14 protein-coding genes, 1 tRNA gene and 2 pseudogenes are annotated in these 23031 nt (G+C 71.7%); 12 read left to right on the plus strand and 5 right to left on the minus strand.

The genetic code is table 11. The annotated features are described in order from the left end of the window. Window positions 1-49 precede the first annotated feature (49 nt). The 7 genes from QSK45_RS33525 to QSK45_RS33555 all read left to right on the plus strand — a co-directional run bounded on the left by QSK45_RS33525 (window position 50) and on the right by QSK45_RS33555 (window position 12193). Window positions 50-1570 (plus strand): N5-glutamine methyltransferase family protein, encoded by a 1521-nt coding sequence (locus tag QSK45_RS33525; protein WP_285562684.1) that lies wholly within the window; start codon window positions 50-52, stop codon window positions 1568-1570. A 674-nt stretch (window positions 1571-2244) separates the two neighbouring features. Next, window positions 2245-2442 carry a hypothetical protein gene (locus QSK45_RS33530; RefSeq protein ID WP_285562685.1) on the plus strand — a complete coding sequence of 66 codons (198 nt, stop codon included), beginning with the start codon at window positions 2245-2247 and terminating at the stop codon, window positions 2440-2442. Window positions 2443-2710: 268 nt separating this feature from the next. After that, on the plus strand, window positions 2711-5506 hold the full coding sequence (gene topA / locus QSK45_RS33535) for a type I DNA topoisomerase (RefSeq protein WP_285562686.1): 2796 nt from the start codon (window positions 2711-2713) through the stop codon (window positions 5504-5506). Between the two features lie 137 nt (window positions 5507-5643). Continuing rightward, a complete protein-coding gene (gene tmk / locus QSK45_RS33540) occupies window positions 5644-8901 on the plus strand; it encodes a dTMP kinase (RefSeq protein WP_285562687.1) in 3258 nt (1085 codons plus the stop codon). A gap of 166 nt (window positions 8902-9067) precedes the next feature. Continuing rightward, the gene (locus QSK45_RS33545) at window positions 9068-10273 is read left to right on the plus strand and encodes a DNA polymerase III subunit delta' (protein ID WP_285562688.1); all 1206 of its coding nucleotides are present in this window, start codon (window positions 9068-9070) and stop codon (window positions 10271-10273) included. A gap of 101 nt (window positions 10274-10374) precedes the next feature. Continuing rightward, entirely contained in the window at window positions 10375-12012 is a 1638-nt protein-coding gene (locus QSK45_RS33550; protein ID WP_490993654.1) for an alpha/beta hydrolase, read from the plus strand. Window positions 12013-12119: 107 nt separating this feature from the next. Continuing rightward, window positions 12120-12193, plus strand: a tRNA-Thr gene (locus tag QSK45_RS33555). A gap of 139 nt (window positions 12194-12332) precedes the next feature. On the opposite strand, the pseudogene QSK45_RS33560 reads toward QSK45_RS33555, so the two are convergent. Together QSK45_RS33560 and QSK45_RS33565 are read right to left on the minus strand one after the other, a co-directional pair. Then, a pseudogene (locus tag QSK45_RS33560) lies at window positions 12333-13932 on the minus strand (tyrosine-type recombinase/integrase). Continuing rightward, complete coding sequence (locus QSK45_RS33565; protein ID WP_285562689.1) at window positions 13929-14609, minus strand: helix-turn-helix domain-containing protein; 681 nt, start codon at window positions 14607-14609, stop codon at window positions 13929-13931. The pseudogene QSK45_RS33560 and the gene QSK45_RS33565 overlap by 4 nt, the downstream one beginning before the upstream one ends. Before the next feature lie 95 nt (window positions 14610-14704). On the opposite strand from QSK45_RS33565, the gene QSK45_RS33570 reads away from it, so the two are divergent. The 5 genes and pseudogenes from QSK45_RS33570 (at window position 14705) to QSK45_RS33590 (ending at window position 20315) form a co-directional block, all read left to right on the plus strand. After that, window positions 14705-14935: a hypothetical protein gene (locus QSK45_RS33570; protein WP_266541479.1), complete on the plus strand. Its 231-nt coding sequence runs from the start codon at window positions 14705-14707 to the stop codon at window positions 14933-14935. A gap of 227 nt (window positions 14936-15162) precedes the next feature. After that, complete coding sequence (locus QSK45_RS33575; protein ID WP_285562690.1) at window positions 15163-16446, plus strand: DUF3631 domain-containing protein; 1284 nt, start codon at window positions 15163-15165, stop codon at window positions 16444-16446. 449 nt (window positions 16447-16895) lie between these two features. Then, entirely contained in the window at window positions 16896-17699 is an 804-nt protein-coding gene (locus tag QSK45_RS33580) for a DUF2637 domain-containing protein (RefSeq protein ID WP_285562691.1), read from the plus strand. A gap of 335 nt (window positions 17700-18034) precedes the next feature. After that, window positions 18035-18571, plus strand: a complete 537-nt coding sequence (locus QSK45_RS33585; protein ID WP_218513978.1) for a MobC family plasmid mobilization relaxosome protein — start codon at window positions 18035-18037, stop codon at window positions 18569-18571. A gap of 5 nt (window positions 18572-18576) precedes the next feature. After that, window positions 18577-20315, plus strand: a pseudogene (locus QSK45_RS33590) (relaxase/mobilization nuclease domain-containing protein). A 44-nt stretch (window positions 20316-20359) separates the two neighbouring features. On the opposite strand, the gene QSK45_RS33595 reads toward QSK45_RS33590, so the two are convergent. Genes QSK45_RS33595 through QSK45_RS33605 form a run of 3 tightly spaced genes read right to left on the minus strand, consistent with a single transcriptional unit; the run spans window position 20360 to window position 22908 of the window. Further along, window positions 20360-21184, minus strand: a complete 825-nt coding sequence (locus QSK45_RS33595; protein ID WP_285562692.1) for a WbqC family protein — start codon at window positions 21182-21184, stop codon at window positions 20360-20362. Beyond that, the gene (locus tag QSK45_RS33600) at window positions 21126-21794 is read right to left on the minus strand and encodes a YdcF family protein (RefSeq protein WP_285562693.1); all 669 of its coding nucleotides are present in this window, start codon (window positions 21792-21794) and stop codon (window positions 21126-21128) included. Before QSK45_RS33600 ends, QSK45_RS33595 begins: the two co-directional genes overlap by 59 nt. A 13-nt stretch (window positions 21795-21807) precedes the next feature. Continuing rightward, window positions 21808-22908, minus strand: a complete 1101-nt coding sequence (locus QSK45_RS33605) for a helix-turn-helix domain-containing protein (protein ID WP_285562694.1) — start codon at window positions 22906-22908, stop codon at window positions 21808-21810. Between the last annotated feature and the right edge of the window lie 123 nt (window positions 22909-23031).

A 23031-nucleotide genomic window follows, 5' to 3' on the forward strand; every position in this document is an offset into this window, starting at 1 on the left:
CCGGCCGTCCCCCCGGGCCCGCCCGGGACACACGGGACACAATGGGACCGTGACTGACTCCGGACTCGCCCCCCTGCCCGCCGCCGACCGTCCCGAGGCCGCCGCGCGGCTGCGGGACGCGCTGCTGGCCGCCTCCTTCACCGCCGACGGGCTGCTCGAACTGCTCGGCGCGCCCGCGTACGCGGCGCTGGCCCGCAGCGAGACCGTGCCCGCGCTGAGGGCGACCCGTGGCGACACGCCGCTGGAGACCCTCGTACGGCTCTTCCTGTTGCAGCAGCCCGTGGCGCACGCGCGCGTGGCCGCCGTGCTCCCCGTCGAGGAGGCCGTCGAGGCCGGGTGGCTCATGCGGGTGGGCGGCGACGAGCTGGCCGCCACCGTGGACGTGCGGCCGTACGGCGGGCCCGGCGGCGAGGACTGGTTCATCGTGTCCGACCTGGGCTGCGCGGTCGGCGGCGCGGGAGGCATCGGACAGCAAGCCGAGGGCGTCGTCCTCGGCGTCGGCGGCGCCTCCACCACCCTCGCCGGCATCACCGTGCGCACCCCCGTCGCCGCGGCCCTCGACCTCGGCACCGGCTCCGGCATCCAGGCGCTGCACGCCTCCCGGCACGCCACGCGCGTGACGGCGACCGATCTCAACCCGCGCGCGCTGCACATCACGGCGCTCACGCTCGCTCTGTCCGGCGCGCCCGCCGCCGAGCTGCGCGAGGGCTCCCTGTTCGAACCGGTGCGCGACGACGAGAAGTTCGACCTCATCGTCTCCAACCCGCCCTTCGTCATCTCCCCCGGCGCCCGGCTCACCTACCGCGACGGCGGCATGGGCGGGGACGATCTGTGCCGCTCGCTCGTCCAGCAGGCGGGAGAACGGCTGAACGAGGGCGGATTCGCGCAGTTCCTCGCCAACTGGCAGCACGTGGCGGGGGAGGACTGGCAGGACAGACTCAGGTCGTGGGTGCCGCGCGGGTGCGATGCCTGGATCGTGCAGCGCGAGGTGCAGGACGTCACGCAGTACGCCGAGCTGTGGCTGCGGGACGCCGGGGACCACCGCGGGGACCCGGCGGACTACCAGGCGCGCTACGACGCCTGGCTCGACGAGTTCGAGGCGCGCAAGGTCAAGGCGGTCGGCTTCGGCTGGATCACCCTGCGCAGGACCGGTGCGGCCGAGCCCTCCATCACGCTGGAGGAGTGGCCGCATCCCGTCGAACAGCCCCTCGGGGACACCATCCGGGCGCACTTCGAACGCCTCGACTACCTGCGCGAGCACGACGACGCGGCGCTGCTCGCCCATCACTTCCGGCTGGTCGGCGAGGTGGTGCAGGAACAGGTCGGGCTGCCCGGCGCCGAGGACCCGGAGCACGTCGTCCTGCGACAGCACCGCGGCATGCGCCGCGCGACCAAGGTGGACACGGTGGGCGCCGGGTTCGCGGGCGTGTGCGACGGCACGCTCAGCGCGGGCCGCATCCTGGACGCCATCGCCCAGCTGATGGGCGAGGACTCGGTACGGCTGCGCGCCCAGACCCCCGCCCAGATCCGGCTGCTCGTGGAGCAGGGCTTCCTGGAGCCGGTGGGCTGAGACGCCCGCGCGCGGAAGGTGCCTGCGGCGTCTCCCGCGCGCGGCGGCGGGCCCGCGCCGTGTCCCGCGTGCCGCAGGGGGACCGTCTCCCGCGTGCCGCGGCGGGCCCGCGCCGCGGCACGCGGCGGTGGCAGCGGCCCGCGTGCGCGGCGGGCCGTCTCGTGCCGCCGCCGCGCCACGCCTCCGGCGTTTGCCTGCGACGTACCACCGGCGTCTCCCGCCCGGCAAGCCCTGGCGTCTTCTGCCTCGCAGGCCCCGGGCGTATGCCTGCGACACGCCACCGGCGTCTCCCGCCCCGGACGCCCCGGCCGTATGCCTGCGACGTACCACCGGCGTTTCCCGCCCCGGACGCCCCGGCCGTATGCCTGCGACGTACCACCGGCGTTTCCCGCCCCGGACGCCCCGGCGTACCCCCCGCCTCGCGGCGCCGCCCGGCCCGCCCCGGCGCAGGGCCGACGAAACAGGCCGGCGTATGCCTTCGGCACACCCGCGTGGCCCGCCGATCGCAGAACGGCCGGAAAAATACGGCTCCCGTGGCGAAGACGCACCCCTCCGCGCCCCTCGCCCGGTCCGGCCCCCGCCCCGCCGGTCTCCCGTTCACCCCGATGTCGCCCGTCCGTCGCCCGTGCGTGTCACTCTCCCCCGCGGGACGGAGCCGGAAGGGGTGGGGAACGATGGAGCGCGGGCCGGCGATCTTCACGGGGGTGGTGTTCGCCCTGTTCGGAGGCGTCCTCCTGGTGTGGACCGGGATCCGGCTGCGGCGCGGTGAGCCGGTGGCCCACGGTGTGAACCGGGTCGCATCGGCCACGGTCGCGAGCGTGGCCGGAACGCTCGCGCTGGCCGTCGGCGGCTACTGCCTCACCCGCCTCTGACGTCGGCGGGCGTCCCTTCCCGGGCGGGTGGGGAGAGTAAGAGGAGCATCACGCTCCGGACAGGCCCGGACGGGGTACCCGGGACTCCGGGCGGCAGGAATACCGGTAGTCGGGTTACCGTTCGAGTGGCCGTTGTGGGCTTTTCCCGTTTGACACGGGGGCGGGATGTACCGTCACACTCCGCAGCGTCACACGTGCCAGCAGTACGTTGCGACCCCGGGACCAAGGCCTGGGGAGGCCACAGCGTCGACCGGAGAGAAGAGCGAAGTTGTCCCCGACCAGCGAGACCGCACAGGGCGGCCGCCGACTCGTCATCGTCGAGTCGCCTGCCAAGGCGAAGACGATCAAGGGCTACCTCGGCCCCGGCTACGTAGTCGAAGCGAGCGTCGGGCACATCCGCGACCTTCCCAACGGCGCCGCCGAGGTGCCCGAGAAGTACACCGGCGAGGTGCGCCGCCTCGGCGTGGACGTCGAGCACGACTTCCAGCCGGTCTACGTGGTCAACGCGGACAAGAAGGCTCAGGTCAAGAAGCTCAAGGACCTGCTGAAGGACTCCGACGAACTCTTCCTGGCCACCGACGAGGACCGGGAGGGCGAGGCCATCGCCTGGCACCTCCAGGAGGTCCTGAAGCCGAAGATCCCGGTCAAGCGGATGGTCTTCCACGAGATCACCAAGGACGCGATCCGCGAGGCCGTCGCCAACCCGCGCCAGCTCAACCAGAAGCTGGTCGACGCCCAGGAGACCCGCCGCATCCTCGACCGCCTCTACGGCTACGAGGTCTCCCCGGTGCTGTGGAAGAAGGTCATGCCCCGGCTGTCGGCCGGCCGTGTCCAGTCCGTCGCGACCCGGCTCGTGGTCGAGCGGGAACGCGAGCGCATCGCCTTCCGCTCCGCCGAGTACTGGGACCTCACCGGCACCTTCGGGACCGGCCGCGCGGGCGACCCGTCCGACCCGTCGTCGCTGGTCGCGCGCCTGCAGACCGTCGACGGACGGCGTGTGGCGCAGGGCCGTGACTTCGACTCCCTGGGGCAGCCGAAGACCGCGAACACCCTCCACCTGGACGAGGCGACCGCCCGCGCGCTCGCCGCCGCCCTGGAGAACACCCGCTTCTCCGTGCGCTCGGTGGAGTCCAAGCCGTACCGCCGCTCGCCGTACGCGCCGTTCCGTACGACGACGCTCCAGCAGGAGGCCAGCCGCAAGCTCGGTTTCGGCGCGAAGGCGACCATGCAGGTCGCCCAGAAGCTGTACGAGAACGGCTACATCACGTACATGCGTACGGACTCCACGACGCTGAGCGAGACCGCCGTCGCGGCCGCCCGCGCCCAGGTCACGCAGCTGTACGGCGCCGACTACCTGCCCCCGCAGCCGCGCACGTACGCGGTGAAGGTGAAGAACGCGCAGGAGGCGCACGAGGCGATCCGGCCCTCGGGTGATCGTTTCCGCACGCCCGCGGAGACCGGCCTGACCGGCGACCAGTTCAAGCTGTACGAGCTGATCTGGAAGCGGACCGTCGCCTCCCAGATGAAGGACGCGACCGGCAACAGCGTGACCGTCAGGATCGGCGGCACCGCCGCCGACGGCCGGGACGTGGAGTTCAGCGCCTCCGGCAAGACGATCACCTTCCACGGCTTCCTCAAGGCCTACGTCGAGGGCGCCGACGACCCGAACGCCGAGCTGGACGACCGCGAGCGCCGGCTGCCGCAGGTCGCCGAGGGCGACGCGCTGTCCGCCGACGAGATCACGGTCGACGGCCACGCCACCAAGCCCCCGGCGCGCTACACCGAGGCATCCCTGGTCAAGGAGCTGGAAGAGCGCGAGATCGGCCGCCCGTCGACCTACGCGTCGATCATCGGCACGATCCTCGACCGCGGTTATGTCTTCAAGAAGGGCACGGCCCTCGTGCCGTCCTTCCTGTCCTTCGCCGTCGTGAACCTTCTGGAGAAGCACTTCGGCCGGCTGGTCGACTACGACTTCACCGCCAAGATGGAGGACGACCTCGACCGGATCGCCCGCGGCGAGGCCCAGGCCGTGCCGTGGCTGAAGCGCTTCTACTTCGGCGAGGGCACCATCAGCGGCGCAGCGGCCGACGCGGGCAACGGCGACGGCGACCACCTCGGCGGCCTCAAGGAACTGGTCACCGACCTGGGCGCGATCGACGCCCGCGAGGTGTCCTCGTTCCCGGTGGGCAACGGCATCGTGCTGCGGGTCGGCCGCTACGGGCCGTACATCGAGCGCGGCGAGAAGGACACCGAGCAGCACCAGCGCGCCGACATCCCGGACGACCTGGCGCCGGACGAGCTGACCGTCGAGCTGGCCGAGAAGCTGCTGGCCGAGCCCAGCGGCGAGATCGAGCTGGGCACCGACCCGGCCACCGGCCACGCGATCGTCGCCAAGAAGGGCCGCTACGGCCCCTACGTCACCGAGGTGCTCCCCGAGGGCACCCCGAAGACCGGCAAGAACGCGGTGAAGCCGCGTACCGCCTCCCTCTTCAAGTCCATGTCGCTGGACACGGTGACGCTGGACGACGCCCTGAAGCTGATGTCGCTGCCGCGCGTCGTCGGCGCCGACGCCGAGGGCCAGGAGATCACCGCCCAGAACGGCCGCTACGGCCCGTACCTCAAGAAGGGCACGGACTCGCGCTCGCTCCAGACCGAGGACCAGCTCTTCACGATCACGCTGGAGGAGGCGCTGGCGATCTACGCCCAGCCGAAGCAGCGTGGGCGGGCCGCGGCCAAGCCGCCGCTGAAGGAACTGGGCGAGGACCCGGTGTCCAAGAAGCCGGTCGTGGTCAAGGACGGCCGCTTCGGGCCGTACGTCACCGACGGCGAGACCAACGCGACCCTGCGCTCCGGCGACAGCGTCGAGACGATCACCCCGGAGCGCGGCTTCGAGCTCCTCGCCGAGAAGCGCGCGAAGGGCCCGGCCAAGAAGACCGCGAAGAAGGCGGCGGCCAAGAAGACGGCCCCGGCGAAGAAGACCGCCGCGAAGAAGACGGCGGCGAAGAAGACCGCCGCCAAGAAGACGACGGCGACGAGGTCGACGGCTTCCGGCGCGGAGGACTGAGCGTCCTCCGGCGCGGGGACCGAGAACCCACGCGTCTCGTTTCGCCCCGTACACGCCCCGGCATCACTTTGGTGTCGGGGCGTGCGCATGCCAGGAGTGCGAGGTGTGGTGTCCGTGGCTGCGGATAGGCTGAACGCATGACGCGAGCCGAGCACCCAACGGCCCACACTCCAGAACCGGACGACGCCCTGGTCGCGGACTCCCGCGAACGCGCCGTACGCTCCCTGCTGCGCCGACCGCAGTTGCGGCGCCTGTGGAGCGCGCAGCTGGTCAGCGGTGTCGGCGACATCCTCGCCCTCCTCGTCCTGGTCCTCCTCGTCCTCCAGGCGGCGATCACCCAGGGCTCGTTCGGCGGCGGCTACCGGGGCGTCGCGTTCGCGGTCGCGACGGTCTTCGCGGCCCGGGGCCTCGCCGCGCTGCTCTTCGGCGCGGTCCTGCTCGGCCCGCTGACCACGCTCACCGCCCAGGAGGGCCCGCTCGACCGCCGCTGGACCATGGTCGGCGCCGACGGCCTGCGTGCCGTGCTGCTGATCATCGCCCCCTTGTGGATCGACTGGTCCCCGGCGAACGCCCCGGCCGTGCTGCTGGTCACCGCCTTCGTCACCGGCGTCGCCGAGCGGCTGTGGACGGTGTGCCGCGAGGGCGCTGCCCCGGCCCTGCTGCCCGCCCCGCCGCCGGAGGGCGCGACCGTGCGGCCGCTGCCCGACCACATGGACGCCCTGCGCCGTCTCGCGCTGCGCACCGGCTTCCTCGCCGTACCGCTGGCCGCCGCCGCCCTGGTCGTCGCCGGCCTGCTCAACAACCTGCTGGGCACCGGCGTGCCGTGGTTCGACCAGCACCACGCGGCCCTCGCGTCGTACGTCGCGGCGGGCCTGTTCGCCGCCTCCCTCTCCCTACTGACCTTCCTGGAGCTGCCCGGCACGCGCACCCCGCGCGCGCGGTCCCCGCTGGAGGGCCTGCGCCGCCCGCGCACCGGCGCCGGTGTCGACAAGGGGCGCACGGGCGCGATCCCGCTGCTCGTCCTCGCCTGCGCCGCCGTGGCCGGCGCCATCGCGGCCGCCGTCTCCGTGTGCGTGCTGCACGCCACCGACCTGGGCGGCGGCCCGGTGCTGTACGGCCTGCTGGTGCTCGGCCTGACCGGCGGCGTCGCCGTCGGCATCCGCACGGCACCCGCGCTGCTGCCCTCGCTGTCCCGTCGCCGGCTGCTGGCCCTGGCGATCGCCTTCACCGGCGTCGCGCTGCTGGCCGCCGGGCTGGTCCCGGACGTCACCACGGTGCTGCTGATCGTCACCCTGGCCGGTCTCGGCGCGGGCATCGCGGCCAACACCGGGCACGCCCTGCTCGACCAGGAGACCGAGGACTACCGCAGGGCGCGCGTCACCGAGCACCTCCAGGCCGTCGTCCGCGTCTTGATAGTTCTCGGCGCGGTGATCGCCCCGGTGGTCGCCGGGCTGATCGGACGGCACCGGCTGGAGAACGGCCGGTTCGTGTTCGCGCACGGCGGCGCCTCGTTCACGCTGATGCTGGTCGGCGCGCTGCTGCTGCCGGTGGCCGCGCTCGTGCTCGCCAAGGTCGACGACCGTTCCGGCATCCCGCTGCGCAAGGATCTCAAGGACGCGCTGCTCGGGGGCGAAGACCCCGTCGAGACGCAGACCGCGAGCGGCTTCTTCATCGCCCTGGAGGGCGGCGACGGCGCCGGCAAGTCCACCCAGGCCGAGGCCCTCGCCGAGTGGATCCGCGCCAAGGGCCACGAGGTCGTGCTCACCCGCGAGCCGGGGGCCACCCCCGTGGGCAAGCGGCTGCGCTCGATCCTGCTGGACGTGTCCTCGGCGGGCCTGTCCCACCGCGCGGAGGCACTGCTGTACGCCGCCGACCGCGCCGAGCACGTCGACACCGTCGTGCGCCCCGCCCTGGAGCGCGGCGCGGTGGTGATCTCCGACCGCTACATCGACTCCTCCGTCGCCTACCAGGGCGCGGGCCGCGACCTGTCCCCGACCGAGATCGCCCGCATCAACCGCTGGGCGACCGACGGCCTCGTACCGCACCTCACCGTGCTGCTCGACGTCTCCCCCGAGGCCGCCCGCGAGCGGTTCACCGAGGCGCCGGACCGGCTGGAGTCGGAGCCCGCCGAGTTCCACGCGCGCGTGCGCGCCGGTTTCCTCACCCTGGCCGCCTCCGACCCCGGCCGCTACCTGGTGGTCGACGCCGGGCAGGAGCCCGAGGCCGTCACCACCGTGATCCGGCACCGCCTCGACACCGTGCTGCCGCTGTCCCAGGCCGAGATCGAGGCCAGGGAGGAGGCGCGCAGGAAGGCCGAGGAGGAGGCCCGCCGCAAGGCCGAGGAAGAGGCCGCGCGCAAGGCCGAGGAGGAGCGCCTGGAGCGCGAGCGCCAGGAGGAGCTGGCCCGGCTGCGGGCCGAGGAGGAGGAGCGCAAGCGCCGCGAGCTGGAGGAGGCGCAGCGCCGCGAGGCCGAGCGGCAGGCGGAGGAGGCCCGGCAGCGGGCGGCCGAGGCGGCCCGGCGCGCCGAGGAGGAGCGGCAGCGGCTGCTCGCCGAGGAGAAGGCCCGCGCCGAGGCGGAGGCGCGCCGCAAGGCCGAGGAGGAGCGCCGCCGCAAGCAGGCCGAGGAAGAGGCCCGGCTGCGCGCGGAGGAGGAGGCCCGGCAGGCCCGGCTCCGCGCCGAGGAGGAGGCCCGGCAGGCCAAGGAGCGTGCCGAGGAGGAGGCCCGGCGCCTGGAGGCGCAGCGCAGGGCGGAGGACGCGCTGCTCCGCGCCGAGGAGGCCCGCCGTCGGGCCGCGGAGGCGGCCGCGGCCGCCGACCTGGCGGCCCGCAGGCCCGGCACCCCCCAGCCGAAGGCCCCGGGCGTGACCGCGGACGCGGCCACGGTGGCCACCCCGGTGGTGTCGCCGGGAGCGGGCACGGAGGAGACGGTGCCCACCCCGGTCCTCTCCCCGGACCAGGACGAGGCGTTCGGCAGCGAGGCCCGCGACTCGGTCTCCGAGGCCGAGACGACCGCCGAACTGCCGCAGCCGCCGGCCGTTCCCGGTGCCGCGGACGAGACGGCCGTGCTGCCGCAGGTGCCCGCCGGCGCCGCCGACGAGACCGCCGTACTGCCCCAGGTGGGCGCGGACGAGACGGCCGTCCTGCCGCCCGTGCGCGACGAGGCCCCGGCGGACCGGATGCCGCGCGGCTTCTTCCGCGACGAGCGGACCGCGGGCCCCGACGGCTCCGAGGACCGCACCCGCGAGATGCCCCGGCCCGGCACCGACGGCACCCGTCGCCGGCCCCGCCCCGACTGGGCCGAGGAGACCCCGCTGGACGACCTGCCGTCGCTGGCGGACGAGCTGCTGGGCTCGTACGACGAGGAGGACGGACCCCGGCGGGGCCGCCGGGGCTGACCCCGGGTCCGTACGGAGCGGCGCTCGTGCCCCGCGTGGAGCAGGGGGCGGGCGCCGCTCCGTGTCGGCGGTGCCGTCGGCGGGCGTCCTCGTGGTCGGCGTTGTCAGAGCCCACCCGCACAATGGAGGTCGGAGCGCGGAGTGTGACGGAAGGGCGGCGTGACCCGTGAGCGTGTGGGACGACCTCGTCGGGCAGGAGAAGGTGAGCGCGGTGCTGGACGCCGCCGCCCGGGACGCCGACGCCCTGGTCACCGCCGCCGCGGCCGACGAGCCGCTGCCGGAGACGTCCCGGATGACGCACGCGTGGCTGTTCACCGGCCCGCCCGGCGCGGGCCGCAACCAGGCGGCCCGGTCCTTCGCCGCCGCCCTCCAGTGCGTCAGCCCCGACCGCGCCCTCGGCGGCGCGCCCGGCTGCGGCTTCTGCGACGGCTGCCACACCGCGCTGCTCGGCACCCACGCGGACGTCTCCACGGTCGCCGCGGTCGGCGCGGAGATCCTGGTGAGGGACATGCGGGACACGGTCCGCAAGTCGTTCACCGCGCCGGCCAACGGGCGCTGGCAGATCATCCTGGTCGAGGACGCCGAGCGGTTAAACGAGAAGTCGGCGAACGCCGTGCTCAAGGCCGTCGAGGAGCCCGCCCCCCGCACGGTCTGGCTGCTGTGCGCCCCCTCCATCGAGGACGTGCTGCCGACCATCCGCTCCCGCTGCCGCCATCTGAACCTGCGCACGCCCTCGGTGGACGCGGTCGCCGACATGCTCGTACGACGCGACGGCGTCGAACCGCAGGCCGCGGCCGCCGCCGCCCGCGCCACCCAGGGACACGTGGACCGCGCCCGCCGCCTGGCCACGGACCCGGCGGCCCGTGAGCGCCGCGCCGCCGTCCTCAGGCTCCCGCTGCGCCTGGACGAGGTCGGCGCCTGCCTCAAGGCCGCCCAGGAACTGGTCGACGCCGCCGCCGAGGACGCCAAGCAGCTCGCCGAGGAGATGGACGGCAAGGAGGCCGAGGAGCTGAAGGCGGCGCTCGGCGCGGCCCAGGGCGGTCGGCTGCCGCGCGGCACGGCGGGCGTGATGAAGGACCTGGAGGACATGCAGAAGCGCCGCAGGACCCGTACCCAGCGCGACAGCCTGGACGTGGCCCTCGGCGACCTCACCACCTTCTACCGCGACGTCCTCGCCCTCCAGCTCGGCTCGCGCGTGGCGATCGCCAACGCGGACGCGCAGGAGGCGCTGGACCGGCTGGCCCGCGGCAGTTCCCCGGAGTCCACCCTGCGCCGCATCGAGGCGGTCGCCGCGTGCCGCGAGGCCCTGGACCGCAATGTGGCGCCGCTGCTGGCGGTGGAGGCGATGACGATGGCGTTGCGGGCGGGCTGACGGTGCCGTTCCGGATGCCGTTCCCGACGCCCCGTCCCCCGTACGGGGCGACAATCCGAACTCCTCGCGTCCGCCGCGTCGCCCAGCGTTACTCTCGCGGGATGCAGACCAGGTCCTCCCCCTTCCGGCCCCGCGGCGGGCGTCCCGCGGCCCGCCCCCGGACCACGGCCCGGCTCACCGCCGCCGCCCTGATGACCGCGGCCCTCCTCGTGTCCGCGTGCTCGCCGGGCAGCAGCTCGATCAGGCCGTCCTCGGCGGCGTCGACGCGGCCCGACGCGGCGGCCGCCCCCGTCCTGGCCCCGCTGCCGCGCGCGATCCCGGCCGCGCTCACGCCGTACTACACGCAGCGGCTCCAGTGGCGCGACTGCGGCGCCCCCGGGTTCCAGTGCGCCACGATGAAGGCCCCGCTGGACTACGCCCGGCCGGGCGCGGGCGACGTACGGCTCGCGGTGACCCGCAAGGCCGCGACCGGCAGCGCCCGGCCGCTCGGCTCGCTGCTGGTCAACCCGGGCGGTCCGGGCGGCTCGGCGGTGGACTACCTGCAGCAGTATGCCGGTCTCGGCTACCCCGCCGAGGTCCGCGCCCGGTACGACATGGTCGCGATGGACCCGCGCGGCGTCGCCCGCAGCGAGCCCGTCGAGTGCCTCGGCGACCGCCAGATGGACACGTACACGCAGACCGACGTCACTCCCGACGACCGGGCGGAGGAGGACGCGGCGGTCGCGGCCGACGAGAAGTTCGCCCGGGCCTGCGGGGCGCACTCGGCGCGGCTGCTGCGGCATGTCTCCACCGTCGAGGTGGCCCGGGACATGGACGTCCTCCGCGCGGCGCTGGGCGACGCGAAGCTGAACTACGTGGGGGCGTCGTACGGCACCTTCCTCGGCGCGACCTACGCCGGCCTCTTCCCGAGCCGGGTGGGCCGCGTGGTCCTGGACGGCGCCCTTGACCCCTCCCTGGACTCCCGCACGGTGAACCTGGAGCAGGCCCGGGGTTTCGAGACGGCGTTCCAGGCCTTCACCGAGGACTGCGTGCGCCGCGCGGACTGCCCGCTCGGGGGCAGCGGTACGACCCCGCGGCAGGCCGCCGACCACCTCAGGAGCTTCTTCCGCAAGCTGGACGGCCATCCCGTCCCGGCGGGCGACCGCGACGGCCGGAAGCTGGGCGAGGCGCTGGCCACCACCGGCGTGATCGCGGCGATGTACGACGAGGGCGCCTGGTCCCGGCTGCGCGCGGCGCTGACCTCGGCGACGAAGGGCGACGGCGCGGCCCTGCTCGCCCTCTCGGACAGCTACTACGAGCGGGACGCGGACGGCCACTACAGCAACCTGATGATGGCCAACAACGCCGTGAACTGCCTGGACCTGCCGCCCGCCTTCACCGGCCCCCGCCAGGTGGAGCAGGCGCGGACCGCGTTCGAGAAGGCGTCCCCGGTCTTCAGCGAGGGGCTGGCCTGGTCCTCGCTGAACTGCGCGTACTGGCCGGTGCGGGCCACGGGCGAACCGCACCGCATCACGGCACGGGGCGCGGCCCCGATCGTGGTCGTCGGCACCGTCCGCGACCCCGCCACCCCCTACCGCTGGGCCCAGTCCCTGGCCCACCAGCTGACCTCCGGCCACCTGCTGACCTACGACGGCGACGGTCACACCGCGTTCCTGCGCGGCAGCAACTGCGTCGACTCCGCGATCGGCACCTACCTCCTCCACGGCACCCCGCCACCCCCCGGCAAACGCTGCTCCTGACCCCCCGCCCCGGCCCCGGCGCCCCCGCCCCGGGGCCGGTACGAAGCACCCCGGAAACTGTGTAGACTTACCGACGTTGCCGATCGCACCCTAGGTGCAGGCAACGCGCCGCTTTAGCTCAGATGGCCAGAGCAACGCACTCGTAATGCGTAGGTCTCGGGTTCGAATCCCGAAAGCGGCTCCGGCAAAGGCCAGGTCACATAGCCCGTGACCTGGCCTTTTGTGTTGCTTGGGGCATGACGCGTCACACGGCAGGGGTGCCGCGAGATGGCTTGCGTGAGCGATGCGTGAGCGATGCGTGAGCGGAGCGGTCCGGTGCCCTACTTCTTGGGCTTCTTCCGCTTGCCCTTCCTCTTGGCCCTGGCCCCGGCTTTCGCCTTGGCCGCCGCCTTCTTCGCGGCCTTACGGGCCTCCTCCGCCTCGGTCTTCCGCTGAAGCGGGACCAGCTTGGCGGTGGCCTCGGCGGCGTTCTTGCCGACTTGGGGCAGGACGCTCTGGTAAATGTCCCGCGTGATGCGGGTGTCGCTGTGCCCGAGAGTGTCCGACACGATCTTCACGTCGATGCCGGCGGCGAGCATGAGCGTGGCCGCCCCGTGCCGGAGGTCGTGCAGCCGGATTGGCGGGAGCCCGGAGGCGGCGACGAGCCGCTCGAAGAGGTCAGTTACCTTCCCGGGATGGAGCCAGGAGCCGTCTTCTTGGGTGAAGACCATGCCGGTGTCCACCCAGGCTGTTCCCCACTCCTCGCGGTCCGCGTCCTGCTGTTCGCGGTGCCGCTTCAGGACGCTGACGGTGTCGTCGTCGAGCGCGACCACGCGGAAGCCGCTGTCCGTCTTGGGCGCGGAGGTCTCGACCTCCCACCCGTCCTGGACGAGCTGGGCGGAGACGGTCAGGGAGTGGTCATCGAGGTTGGTCTCCGACCAGGGTTGCGCGCATGCCTCGCCCCGCCGCAGGCCGCGGAAGGCGATCAGGTGCCACATCGCGTACAGCCGGTCCTCCACGACGAAGTCGAGGAACGCGCCGGTCTGTTTGGGTGTCCAGACCATCACGGGCGAGGGTTTCTCGCCCGTCTGCTCCCACTTGGCGACCCGCGCGTCCGTCCACACCAGAGCCTTCGGCTTGCGCACGGGGTCGAGTTCCACGTGGGCGGCTGGGTTGAAGGTGAGGATCTGCTGGCCGATCGCGTCGTTCAGCGCGGCCCGTAGCGTGGCCTTGATGCGCTGCCGGGTGGCCGGGCCGGTCACGCGCCGGAACGGGGGCATGGCGTCAATCGCCGTCTTCATCGCCTTGCGACGGGCGCGGTTGTCCGTGCCCTTCCACGGCACGGTGGCCAATTCCTCCACCGCGGCACGGCGCTGGGCGTTCTGCTCCAGGATCTCGGCGTTGGCATCGGAGATGGCCGTGAACATGTCGCTGAGATGGCTCACGCGCAGGCGGTCGAGGCGGTGGTGGCCGATCCGGGGCTTCAAGTGGAAGCGGATCGGTCTCGTAGCGGCTGAGTCCCGACTTGCGGATGCGCTTGCCGTCGAGCCATCGGTCGAGCCACTCGCTGACGGTCAGGCGGCCGATCAGGTCCTGACCGGACTTCAGGCGTCGGCGGGTCTCCTCGACATCCGGCAGTGGCGACTTCTCGTCGCCGACCTCTTCCAGCATGGCAGCGATGAGCGCCATGCCCTCGGGGTCGTCGGTGTCGGCGAGGCCGAGCAGGGCGCGGACGTGGTCGAGGTCGGCCTGGGCCGCCTTCAGGGAGTCGTAGCCGGCGCGGCTGAAGGAGCGGCGGGTGCCGTCCTCGTGGGGCGGGAGCTCCTGGCGTATGGAGTACGAGCCGTGCTTACGGTTGGAGAGCTTCGGGCACTTCTTGCCGAGCGGCTTACCGTTGTGAGGGTCGCGGCAGTAGCAGCGGCGGTGGGTGGAACCCTTCAAAGATCATTCTCCTCATCGGTGTTGCCGACGGGTGGGTCGACGTCGGCGAGTTCTGGTGGCAGGTGCGGTGGTGTGCCGCCGTCTTCGCGGATGAAGGCGCGGGCGCTGCGGAGCCGGTACTTGGCTTCCAACACCCTTTCGGCGTAGTCGGCTTGGGCGAGTACGGCTTCCTCGCGTTCGGCCTGGTTGGGTGCCGTCTCGGCTTTCCAGCGCTCGTGCTTCTCGCCTTTCAGAGCGGCCAGGGCGGCGCGCTGGTAGCGGACGTGGGCGCGGAAGTTGCGGAGCATGTCGTCTTCCATGCCGAAGTCCTCCCTGTCGCCGGTGAACCAGTGCATGGCATCCCATGTGGGGTCGGAGTGCTGCAGGGGAAGGCGCTGGACTCGGTCGACGTAGCCGACGGGGTAGAGCAGGCAGATGGGGTAGGTCCGCAGGGCTTCGGCGAGGACGAGGACGTCGACCAGGGGCAGGTTGGCTCGGCGGCCGGATTCCATGTTGGCGATCACGTTGCGCGGGATCGGATGGCCGATCTCCTCGCAGCGGTCGGCCAGGTCCTGGGCGCTCATGCGCAGCTCCTTCCTTCGTCTGCGGACCTCGGCTGCCACCGTGGCCATCACCTGATCCACCCACTCCGGGACGTCGTCCTCGTCATCTCCAGGATCAAAACCGTGTTGTGTCATGGAGACACATTAGCTTCCCGATGATGGTTAGTGATCGCCTGGAGCCGGACGTGATGCCGCGTTCGCCGAGGGCTCACTCATGAACGGAGCACTGCATGCGCAACAAGGAGACCGCCGAGCAGCCCAAGGGCATGACACGAGAAGAGCTGCTGGCCCTGCCCGCCGCCGTTGACCTCGACACCGGCAACCGGGCGCTGGGGCTGGGCCGGAGCAAGGGCTACGAGCTGGCCAAGCGCGGCGAGTACCCGTGCAAGGTCCTGCGGCTGGGCAAGGCGTACCGCGTCGTGACCGCCGACCTGTTGAACCTGCTCGGCCTGGCCGCATGACGACCCGAGCCCATAGCAGACGCTTCTGCGCTGAGCTGACACAGAAACGCTGGACTGTGTCGGGGCGTGGACGTACTGTCCGTGTTCCCTCGCCCCGGCCAAGGAAGCGAGAAAGCCCCCGGCGCGCCAACGCCGGAGGCTCCGCACACTCCACTGCCCGCATTCCAACGAACGACCTGCGTGAGTCGGGCCTGCATGCCCGACGTCACCGGATAAGGAGCTGCCCTGTGCAACCTACGACACCCGAGCCCTATTCCGCACCCGGCAAAGCGGCATGGCCGACAGTCGCCGTGCCCGGCAGGCCCGGCCACGCGCCCGAAGCCGCCCCGGCGGCCGACGAGCGGGCGCCGGATACGGTCCCGGTGGACCAGCCCGCCGAAGAGGCGGTGCCGGACCCGGAGCCGACGTACGGCTCCGAGGTGCTGAACGAACTGCGTGCCCAGATAGCCCAGTTCGTGATCCTGCCCTCCCCGCAGGCGCTGGACGCGGTCACGCTGTGGGTGGCGGCGACGCACCTGCAGCCCGCGTGGCAGCACGCCCCGCGTCTGGCGGTGGTGGGGCCGGCGAAGCGGTGCGGCAAGTCACGGCTGCTGGACGTGCTGACCGAGACGGTCCACGAGCCGATGCTCACCATCAACACCACACCGGCGGCGGTCTTCCGGTCCATCACCGACGAGCCGCCCACCCTGCTGGTGGACGAGGCCGACACCATCTTCGGCACGCCGAAGCAGGCGGAGAAGAACGAGGAGATGCGCGGCCTGCTCAACGCCGGGAACCAACGCAACCGCTACGTCACCCGCGTCGTCGGCAACGACCACACGCCCCACCGGTTCGCCACCTTCGCCATGGCTGCACTCGCGGGCATCGGCGACCTCCCCGACACGATCATGGACCGGTCCGTGGTCATCCGCATGCGTCGCAGGGCCGAGGGCGAGAGCGTCAAGCCCTTCCGCTCCCGCCGCGACACCCCAGCCCTCCACGACCTGCGCGACCGCATCGCCGCATGGGCCCGCCCGATGCTCGACGAGGCCGCCGACATGGAACCGGCGATGCCGGTGGAGGACCGCGCCGCCGACACCTGGGAGCCCTTGGTGATCGTCGCCGACCTCGCCTCCGGACACTGGCCCCGCCTCGCCCGCGTGGCGTGCGCGCAGATGGCCACCGACGAGACGCAGGCCGAGGAGGACCACCCCAGCTCAGCGCGGATCCTGGCCGACATCCGCCGGGTCTTCGTCGCCCAGCGCGAGGTCGACAGCCTCTGCACGGACGAGCTCCTCCACCACCTGCGCCAGGACCCGGAAAGCCCCTGGGCGGAGTGGGGGCGCAGCGGGCTGAGCCCGCGTGACCTGGCCGGGATGCTGGGCGGCTTCGGCATCAAGGCCGGCAACGTCCGCCTTATCGACGGAACCCAGCGCAAGGGCTACACGCGCAACAAGTTCCTCGACGCGTGGCGCCGCTACTGCCCGACCATCCATCCGGTCGACGCCGAGCCCGCCCGCAGCGAGGGCTGACACATCGCCCCGCCCCCGGTTGCCGTCCTTGCCGTCCCTGCCGTAACTCCGCAGGTCAAACGGCATACAGGCAAGACGGCAGCCGGGGCCAAGACGGCAACACGATCATGACCGTCGCGATGCCCACCGGGACGTTGCCCGCATTCGTCTTGTGCCGTCCCGGGTGTCCCCGCCGTATCACCGCAGGTCACAGCGCATGCGACCGGGACGGCAAGACGGATCCGATCCGTCCACGGCCACCAAACCGCAGCCTCACCGCCTGTGCCTGCCCCAAGACGCGCCAGCGCCGCCAGGACGGAACACCGAACCCTGTGCCGTACCGGCCCTGACCTGCGCTTGCAACGGCCAGGACGGCAAAGACGGACCACGCCACCACCCCAGGAGAACCCCGCTTGACCACCCTCTCCACACCCATCCACCGAGACCATCGCCCTGACGAAGGGCGGCCGATGGCGACCAAGCAAGCCGCCGAGCGGTACGCGCTCGTCGCGGCGGGAGTCGTCATCGTGGCGCTCACCGCCGGCGGGTTCTGGCTGTCGTACGCGCATCTCGCGGAGGTCGCCGGACAGCACGGCCTCAAGAGCTCCCCGGTCCGCCAGTGGGCCTGGCCGGCGACCCTGGACGCGTTCATCGTCGCGGGCGAACTGCTCATGCTCCGCGCGGGCCTGCGCCGGGTGACCGACTGGTGGGCGATCACCCTCACCGCCATCGGATCGGTCGGCTCTATCGCGCTTAACGTGGCTGGGGTCAGCGGCACAGGCAACGCCAGCGCCGTGCCCCTGCTCGACTACGTGGTCGCCGCGGTCCCCCCGACCGCCGCGCTGCTGGCCTTCGGCGTTCTGATGCGGCAGATCCACCAGCTCGTCGACCAACCCGCCGACCACTTCGACGCCGCACCCGTCCAGGCGCCGGAACCGCCGGTCACCGCGCCCGCCAAGCCCGCTGAGCCACTGGCCGAGCTGGTCCGGCCCGCTGAGCCTCCGGCCGCCGGTTCCGTCCAGCCGACGGAACCACCGCCCGAGGTTTCGGAGAGCAAGCCGCGCCGTGGCCGCCCGCCCAAGGCCACGCTCGCAGAACTCGTGGAGATCGGCCGGGTCGCCCTCGCTGAGCACGGCACACTCAGCCGGTCCCTTCTCCGGAAGGCAGTTAAGGACAAGGACCTGACGATCAGCAGTCGGCGGCAGACCGAGGTGATGGAGATCCTCCGGCCCGAAATGGAAGCCGCCGCCGAGACCAGTCCGAACAGCGGCTGACCGGAATCCCTGCGGGGTGACCGGAACCCCTTCCGGTCACCCCGGCCAGCGCCCCGTTCGCCGCCCGCTTATCCACATCTGTGGATGGCGTGCTGACTACCAGCACTGAGCCAGTTCTTCCCCGCCGACCTGCCTCCCCCGCCTCTTCCGGAGAACCGCCCGTGACGCACGACCCGCACCGTCCCGACCACACTCCCGACGAGCCGCTGCCGCTGACGAAGTCCCCTACGCTGATGGGGCGTTTGCGCCGCGCGTTCGGACGGGCTGCCCCTGGCGGAGCCAGTAGTACCCCGAGTCCGACTCAAGGCCGGTCTTCGGGGATCTCCGCCCCGGGGGTGGCGGAGACGGCCCAGCGCCAGGGGGCGCCGGGCGAGGAGGTCGGAGCCGAGGGCGGCCCCGACGGGGACACGCTCCACGCCGTACAGCACGAGATTCTGCGCCCCGTCCGTGCCGCCGAGCCTCCCGCGCACAGTGTCCAGCCGACCATCCGCCGATTCACCGGAGACAAACGCACGGAGCGTATCGGCCCTCTGCGTTTCACCACCGGTCAGCTCGCTCAGCTTGAGGAAGCCACCGCCGAGCATGGCTACAAGGGCGCGGGCGGCTTCGCCGCCGATGTCGTCGTCGCCTTCATCACCGGCCGGTTCACCGCCAACCTGCCGCTGTCCGAAGACCGCCGCCGCACCCATATGTTCCGGGCCCAGGTACTGCGCGAACTCAACCGGATCGGTGTCAACGTCAACCAGATCGCCCGCGCCCTCAACAGCGACCTCACCCCACCCGACGTACGCCACCGCCTCGAAGAACTCCACGAGCTGCTGGAGCTGATCGCCGAGGCTCTGCGCGCTCCCGTCGACACGATGGAGGTCTGACCGGAATGATCGCCGCCATCAAGCCCGCCGGATCCAGGACCCGCGGACTGCTCGCCTACCTTTACGGTCCCGGCCGGCACGACGAGCACTTCGACCCGCACATCGTGGCCGCCTTCACGATGCTCGGTATGCCTGACCCCGGCCGTGACGAGAACGCGACGCTCACCGAACTCGCCCGCCACCTCGATGAGCCGGTACAGCTGCGCAACAGCGAATTCGGCAAGCCGGTCACCGACCATGTATGGCACTGCGCCGTCCGTGCGGCACCCGAGGATCGGCAGCTCTCGGATGCTGAGTGGGGAGAGATCGCAGGTCACATCGTGCACGCAGCCGGCATCGCACCCGAAGGCGACGACCTGGCCTGTCGCTGGATCGCAGTCCGCCACGCGGACGATCACATCCACGTCCTCGCCACCACCGTCCGCGAAGACGGCCGTCGCCCAAACTCCACAACAACGGCATCCGCGTCGGCAACGCATGCCGCGAGATCGAAAAGGACTACGGGCTACGCCAGTTGAAGAAGGGCGATGGAACCGGCAGCCGCCGCCCCACCCAGGCCGAGATGCACAAGGCCGACCGCCTCGGCTGGGAGCAGACCAGCCAGCAGTGGCTGGAAGACCGTATCCGAGCCGCCATCCCGCACGTCACCGACACCGAGGAACTGCTCACGTACCTCGACGCTGACGGCGTCGAGGTCAAGCCCCGCCGCGGCTCTTCCGGAGACCTCCTCGGCTACGCAGTCGGCCGCCCCGGCGACGAGAACGACAAGGGGGAGCAGATCTATCGAGCTGGCGGAAAGATCGCTCCCGACCTCAGCCTCCCCAAACTGCGGGCCCGCCTGGAGGCAGCAACATTCGAGGAGCACCCCACCGCGCGGCGCACCCGGCACACCACCCCCTGGCACCAGGCCACCGACGCCCTCGACACCCTTCACGCCGAGCTCGCCGGCGCCACCGGTGACGAATCCGGCAGGGATGAGCGAGCCCAGGCCCACATCGCCGCGCTCGGTGAACTGATCGAGGCCACCGCACAGCACGCCCCCGCGAACCTGCGCATCGAACTCCAATCAGCATCACGGGTGTTCGCCCGCGCCCAACGCTCCCAGATCCGTGCCGAAGGCCGAGCCGCCGACACCGTACGCCTCGCAGCCCGCGACATCATCCACACCGCCACCGGATCGGACGGCAGCGCGCTCGCGGCCCTGCTCGCCGCCATGGTCTGGGCGGCGGTCCTCGCGCAGCGCTGGCACGAGGCGAAGAATCACGCCCACCAGTCCGACGCCGCCCGCCGGGCCCTTGGCCACCTCCAGACCGCCGCCGACCAGGCCCTCGCCCCCGTGCTCGCCGATCTGGATCGCCGTCTGCCGCGCGAACAGGCCCGCCGCACTCTGGCCCGCGACGTCCGCGCCGCCGTCCCCGACCATGCCGAACGCATCCTCGCCGACGAGAACTGGCCTGCTCTTGCCGCAGTCCTCGCGGATGCGGAGGCCGGTGGCCACAAACCGCACCAGCTCCTCAAGGAGGCCGCCGAGCAACGCGAACTCGACACGGCCCGCCGCCCGGCGCGGGTTTTGATCACGCGCATCCAGCACACCGGCCGCAACCCCGTACGTATCAGCCAAGCCGAAGCCGCACGCATCCGCTCGACGCGGTCGATATCAGCGGCCAGCACTACAGCCTCGGTCCAGCAGCGTCCACCGGAGCCAGTTACCGCTCCGGAGCGAGGGAGCCGCCCTCGGCGGTAGCGATTGCAGGGGGCAGCCATTCGTCGCTCCGGACTGCTGTCACTTCAGACAGACGTTGCCGATGATCGCAGTTCAGGCGCGGCGGCCCCGAGTGCGGCATGGTCGTCGGCAACGGCACGGAGACGAGAAGCCAGAGTGTCTGGGCCGAGCGACGCCAGTGCCCACAGGGCACTGAGCCGGCGTGCGGTCGACCAGATGCCGGTGGTCGGGGGCCGGAAGGCAGCCACGGTGATGTTCCTGGCAGCGAACGGGACGGGGTCGAGATAGGACATGCCGCCGGTCCCGCACAGGTACGCGCGAGCACCCGTCGCGGCGGCCAGGTCGGCGAGTCGGAGGGAGCGGCCCGGTCTGGCGGACAGGAGGCTGCTACTGAGGATCCGGCCACGCCAGCCGAGCAGGTCAAGCAGCACGCGGGTGGAGGTCTCCGCGATCGCCGCGGTCCGCCCTGTGGCGAAGGAATCCAACACAGGGTCCAGGGCCTGGGCGAGGGAGGGCCAGTGTGGGCTGGTTCCGAAGGTCTGCCGCAGCATTCCAGCGGTTCTTCGGCAGGCGAGTTCGACGTCGTCAATCAGCGCGTCTCGGATGAGGGTGGATCGCCCGCTCGGGAGGTGGGTGGGGATGGAGAGCCACTGCTGGCGGTCTGGTTCGTCGATGGCGGCGAGGCGCGCTCGGTGCTGGTAGTCGCGGCGGGTGAACTGCACATCGTCCAGGACGATCCAGTAGTCCGCCGCGAACAGCTTGGCCAGCGTCGTCAGCCTCGGGAACAGATTGGGCTGGTGGATCGCGCACAGCCCGCCGGGAGCAGGCTGCTCACGAGGAGATGAGGCGGCTGGTGAAGCCGGAGCGAATGAGAGATTCGTACGCTGCATGTACGTCCTCGGGGACTTCCTGCTCGATGGCGAATCCGAGCTTCGGATACTCGATGACCCGCTGGAGGTCGCCGGCGAGCATGTCCAGAACGAGCTTCTCGTCCCCGATGCTCTTCAGATAGTCGTCGAACACCAGCGGCTCCGACGCGCAGAGAAACTCGATGTCGGGCCACAGCTTGCGGGCGGTCGCGAACGATCGCCGTTCCATGTACGGCTTGGAGACCAGCAGCACCGTCGTCGGATGGATGCCGGAGGCGGCGAGGACCTCACGGGAGAGCGTGATGTTCTGTCCGGTGTTTGCCGCGTGGGGCTCCAGCAGAATGGCGTCGGCGGGGACACCGAGGTCGATGGCGTGCTCACGGAAGTGGACTGCCTCCCCGCGAGGGAAGACCTTGGCGGTGGTGGGGCTGTTGCCGCCGGTGAACACCAGGGTCTGGAACAGCCCGGCGCGGTACAGCTCGGCGGAGCGGGTTGCGACGCCGAGGTCGTGGCTGCCCAGTCCGATTGCCACATCGACGGGGCGCAGCTCGTGCTGCATCTGGTGGTAGTCCCAGATCAGCTTGGCCTGGTGCCACTGGTTCTCGGTGATGCCCTGATGGTCGTTGCGCACGCGTTCTCCCTGGTCACCGTTGCCGGGGGCCGGTCAGCCCCTCGCTCATGGCCTTGATGCCCTCGATGCTGCGCAGTTGGTGCACGAGTCCGTACTGCGCGGCCACCTTGGCGGCCTGGTCGAGGACGAGGATTCCATCATCCTGGGTCGCTGTATCGGAGAGCAGGATGTGGCCGTGAGCGGTGTCCAGACGTACGCGTTGCATTGGTGAGTCGGTCGTTCCGCTGCTTCGGGCGATGTCGATGAAGTGCAGGGCTTGAGAGAGATCGCCGGCGCCGCGGCGGGCCAGAGCGAGCTTCTGGTGGGCCACCGACCAGTCGTCCGGTTCGGTGAGGTCCTCGAACTCGCGGGTCGCTGCCTGCATGACGCGGGTCGCGTAGTCGTGCTCGCCGTCCTTGCTCAGCGCCGTCCCCACCCACAGCCTTGCGCGAGCCCGGTCGCGGCGAGAGAGCCGGTCGTCGACGGCGAGGCTCTCGTAGTTGCGGGCGGCGACTTCCAGCTTGCCGGACATCTCGGTGACGACTGCGAGCGACAGATCGAGCTGGGCGACGCGGCGAGGGATGTCGAGCTGGGTGAAGACCGTCCGGGCACCGGCGTAGGAATGCTGGGCCGAGAGCGGGCCCAGGACAACGCCTTGGTCGCGTTTGAGGTCACCAAGTAAGGCCGTGGAGCGGGCAAAGAGGTACAGGCCCTTCTCGTCCAGTTCATGGGCCTTGAACCGGCCCAGCCACCGAGTGAGAAGGCTGTCGGCGAAGGCGAAGTTCTGCCGGGACAGGGAGACCACGACCCGGTCGAGGTCATCGGCCCATGACTCGTACTCCCACGCTCTGGGGCCGGACGAGGCGACACGTCTGCCGATGGTCGCGACGCTGCCGGCCATTTCCGACAGGAGCGTCTCGAAGCACAGGTGGACTGCGGCGTCCGCTCGTCCGAGGGCGGTGTCGAGGATGGCCTGGGTATCGGGTCTCGGCTCGGTGGCGGCGAGCTTGCTCTCCCACTTGGACACGGTCGCGACCGCCAGGCCCAGACGCTCGGCGTAGGCCCGCACGCTCAGCCGCAGGGCGAGCCGCAATGCCTTGGCCTCAAGCCCGGTCCAGTGGTGCACGGTCGCCACGCGTCACTCCCTTCCACCAGCCATCGAAGCAGACGCGACGACGCGGCGGGACGGAAGTGGAACGGAAGTAGAACAGGCGGTGATTTGCAGCGAGTTGGTCCGCCGACATGCTCGAAGCGTCAC

It is taken from the genome of Streptomyces hygroscopicus subsp. hygroscopicus (genome assembly GCF_030269125.1).
In the GTDB taxonomy this organism is placed as follows: Bacteria; Actinomycetota; Actinomycetes; order Streptomycetales; family Streptomycetaceae; genus Streptomyces; species Streptomyces hygroscopicus_C.